Annotated in this window: 3 protein-coding genes and 1 pseudogene; 1 reads left to right on the forward strand and 3 read right to left on the reverse strand. The window is 69.4% G+C overall.

The annotated features are described in order from the left end of the window. Together ACK5F2_RS14865 and mutL are read right to left on the reverse strand one after the other, a co-directional pair. Window positions 1–289, reverse strand: a pseudogene (locus ACK5F2_RS14865) (hypothetical protein); the annotation flags it as partial. 24 nt (window positions 290–313) lie between these two features. Beyond that, entirely contained in the window at window positions 314–2239 is a 1926-nt protein-coding gene (gene mutL, locus ACK5F2_RS14870) for a DNA mismatch repair endonuclease MutL (protein ID WP_409865937.1), read from the reverse strand. Between the two features lie 50 nt (window positions 2240–2289). Between mutL and ACK5F2_RS14875 the strand changes: the two genes are divergently transcribed. Then, window positions 2290–2949 carry a DedA family protein gene (locus tag ACK5F2_RS14875; RefSeq protein WP_409865938.1) on the forward strand — a complete coding sequence of 220 codons (660 nt, stop codon included), beginning with the start codon at window positions 2290–2292 and terminating at the stop codon, window positions 2947–2949. Window positions 2950–2983: 34 nt separating this feature from the next. On the opposite strand, the gene ACK5F2_RS14880 is transcribed toward ACK5F2_RS14875, so the two are convergent. After that, window positions 2984–3750: N-acetylmuramoyl-L-alanine amidase (locus tag ACK5F2_RS14880; RefSeq protein WP_409865940.1), on the reverse strand; the 767-nt coding region annotated here is incomplete at its 5' end.

The following is a 3750-nucleotide window of genomic DNA, read 5'->3' on the forward strand; positions in this document are numbered from 1 at the left end:
GGCCACGGCGGCCGCCGTGACCTGCTTGAGCGCCATAGCCGCTCTTGCCGCCGGAGCGCTCGGGGCGCGCCGGACGGCTGCCGCCCGGCGTGTCGCGGCGCTCACGCTGCTCTTCGGCGGCGCGGCGCTGCTCGAAGCTGGCCTGGCGTTCGGCCCGTTCGGCCTGGGCCTGCTCCAGCGTGGGCCGCGGGCGCGAGAGGCCCTTGCCGCGCAGCGGGCTGCGGCGTTCGCCGCCGGGCTTCGCCTCGCCGCTGGCCGCGGGCTTGTTCTTCAGTTTCAGGGTGGCCATGGTGGCTTTCGTCAAAAAATGAGGTCAACGGCCGCGCAGAAAGAGCGCATCCAGCTCGCGCATGCTGAGCTGGCGCCAGGTGGGGCGGCCGTGGTTGCACTGGTCGGCGCGCTCGGTGCGCTCCATATCGCGCAGCAGGGCATTCATCTCGTCCAGGGTGAGCTGGCGGTTGGCACGCACCGCGCCGTGGCAGGCCATGGTGGCCAGGATCTCGTGCTGGGCGCGCTCGATGGCATGGCTGGCGTCGTACTGGGCCAGCTCGGCCAGCACGCCGCGCGCCAGCTCCACCACATCGCCACCGGCCAGGGCCGCGGGACGGGCGCGCACGGCCAGCACCTTGGCCGAGAGCGGCGCGATGTCCAGCCCCAGGCGGCCTAGGGTCTCGGCCTGGGCCTCGGCGGTGGCGATCTCCTGGGGCGTGGCCGCGAAGGTGACCGGGATCAAGAGGGGCTGGGACTCGATGGCGGCCGCGCCAAGGCTGGCCTTGAGCCGCTCATACACCACGCGCTCATGGGCGGCGTGCATGTCCACCACCACCAGGCCCTGGGCATTCTCGGCCAGGATGTAGACACCCTGGATCTGTGCCACGGCGCGGCCCAGGGGCCAGTTGCCCTGGGGCAGGGGGACGGACGGTGCGGCGGTCTGGCCCACGTCCAGGCGCGGCGCATTGGCGGCGGGCTGGGCCGCGGCGAAGCCACCCGAGGCTGGGCGCGCGGGCGCCGGAGCTGTGAAGGCGGACAGGCCCGGAGCCCCTGGGCTGCCGTAGAGCGTGGCCACCTCGGCCAGGCCCAGGGAGGTCTGGGTATTGCTGTGCCAGCTGGGTGTGCCGGCATACAGCGGCGGGCTGCTGGACTCTCGCACGCCGGGGTAGCTGGCGGGGTAGGGGGCAGGCGCGGGAGCCGCGACCGGATCGGCGGAGGTCGATGCTTCGGCACTGCGGGAAACGGCCAGCGCATCCTGCACTGCATAGCGGGCCTGCTGGTGCAGCTCGCGGCCGTCGCGAAAGCGCACCTCGATTTTGGTCGGGTGCACATTCACATCGACCCGGTCCGGGGCGATATCGATGAAGAGCACATAGCTGGGCTGGCGCTGGCCGTGCAGCACATCCTCATAGGCCGAGCGCACGCCGTGGGCGATGAGCTTGTCGCGCACATAGCGGCCGTTCACATAGACGTACTGCATGTCGGCGCGGCCGCGCGCCGCTTCGGGCAGGCCGGCGCGGCCGTAGACGCGCAGCGGGCCGGCCTCGGCATAGACGGGCCGGCTGTCACGCAGGAATTCCGCACCCAGCACATCGGCCAGGCGAGACTCCACCTGGGTGGGGCGCAGCTGTTCCACCAGCTTGCCCTCATGCCAGATGGTGAAGCCCACATCGGGCCGGGCCAGGGCGTGGCGGCGTACGGCCTCCAGGCAGTGGGCCAGCTCGGTGCCCTCGCTCTTGAGGAATTTGCGGCGTGCCGGGGTGTTGAAGAAAAGCTCGCGCACCTCCACGCTGGTGCCCTGCGAGCGGGCGGCGGGCACCAGCTCGCCGCTGCGAGGGCGCCCAGCACGCCTTCCGTCTGGACGCCCGCAGCGGCTGGACAGGGCCATCTCGGCCACCGAGCTGATGGCGGCCAGGGCCTCGCCGCGAAAACCCATGGTGGCCACCGACTCCAGCTCGTCCAGGTTGCGGATCTTGCTGGTGGCGTGGCGCTTGAGCGCCAGGGGCAGCTCCTCGGCCGGGATGCCGCAGCCGTCGTCCTCCACCACGATGGCGCGCACGCCGCCGCCCATGAGCTTGATATTGATCTGGCGGGCGCCGGAGTCCAGGGCGTTGTCCACCAGCTCGCGCACCACGGAGGCCGGGCGCTCCACCACCTCGCCAGCGGCGATCTGGCTGATCAGTTCATCGGGGAGTTCGCGGATGGGCCGGCGCGGGGCCGGCGCCGGCGAGGCAGGCACATCAATCATCACCGGATTGTAAGAAGTCCGTCCCGGTGCTGCCCCCATAATGCGCGGCCATGGAATTCGCCGCCTTTCTGATCGACTTCATCCTGCATGTGGACCGCCATCTGGCCGAGTTCGTGCAGGCCTATGGGGCCTGGGTCTATGCCCTGCTGTTCCTGATCGTGTTCGTGGAGACGGGCCTGGTGGTCATGCCCTTTCTGCCGGGTGATTCCCTGCTCTTCGTGGTGGGCGCGCTGTGCGGCCTGGGTCTGATGAGTCTGCCCCTGGCGATTGCCATCCTGCTGGTGGCCGCCATCCTGGGCGACCAGACCAATTACACGATAGGCCGCTACTTCGGCCCCAAGGTCTTTCAGTGGGAGCAGTCGCGCTTCTTCAACAAGCGCGCCTTCAACGCGGCGCATGAGTTCTATGAGAAGCATGGCGGCATCACCATCATCATCGCCCGCTTCATGCCCTTCATCCGCACCTTCGCGCCCTTTGTGGCCGGCGTGGCGGAAATGAACCGGACCAAATTCACCTTCTACAACGTGGTGGGCGCCCTGATCTGGGTGGTGGGCCTGTGCCTGGCGGGCTATGCCTTCGGCAATCTGCCCTTTGTGCAGACCCATCTGAGCAAGATCATCTGGGCCATGATCATCATCCCCGGCCTGATCGCCATCTATGGCGGCTGGCGGGCAGGGCGCAAGAGCGCCGACGCGGCCAGCAGCACCTGAAACGCCCGACGGCGCTTCAGGCGCTTCAGGCGCCTCAGAGCGCGCGATGGCGCGCCAGCGGCGGGTTCTTGGCGAAGTAGCGTGCGATGCCCGTGGCCAGGGCCTCGACCAGCTCGTCCTGATACTCCGGGTCGCGCAGCTTGGCCTCCTCCTCGGGGTTGGAGATGAAGGCCGTCTCCACCAGGATGGAGGGCATGTCCGGCGCCTTCAGCACGGCAAAGCCCGCCTGCTCCACGGAGCGCTTGTGCAGGCGGCCCACCTTGCCGATCTGGTTGAGCACCTCGGAGCCGAGCTTGAGACTGTCCTTGATCTGGGCAGCCGTGCTCATGTCCAGCATGGCGCGCATCACCTCGGCGTCCTTGACCGCCACGGTATTCACCCCGCCCACCAGGTCGGCGCGGTTTTCCTTGTCGGCAATCCAGCGCGCGGCCGTGCTGCTGGCGCCGCCCTGACTCAGCGCAAACACCGAGGCGCCACGGGCCTTGGGCGTGATGAAGGCGTCGGCATGGATGGAGACGAACAGATCCGCCTGCACCCGGCGCGCCTTGCGCACCCGCTCATGCAGGGGCACGAAGAAGTCGCCGTCGCGCGTCATCATCACGCGGATATTGGGGTTGCCGTTGAGTCGGTCGCGCAGCTTGCGGGAGATGGCGAGCACCACATCCTTCTCGCGCAGACCCGTCGGGCCGATGGCGCCCGGGTCCTCGCCGCCATGGCCCGGATCCAGGGCAATGACGATGAGCCGGTCCAGCCGGTTCTGGTTGATGCTGGGCGGACTGGGGGGCGGCGCGGGGGCGGGCG

Source organism: Roseateles sp., from assembly GCF_046300915.1.
GTDB lineage: Bacteria > Pseudomonadota > Gammaproteobacteria > Burkholderiales > Burkholderiaceae_C > Kinneretia.

Excerpts from the sequence above, each read along its gene's own strand:
- mutL (WP_409865937.1), bottom strand. The coding sequence starts at position 2,239 with ATGATTGATGTGCCTGCCTCGCCGGCGCCGGCCCCGCGCCGGCCCATC.
- ACK5F2_RS14875 (WP_409865938.1), top strand. The coding sequence starts at position 2,290 with ATGGAATTCGCCGCCTTTCTGATCGACTTCATCCTGCATGTGGACCGC.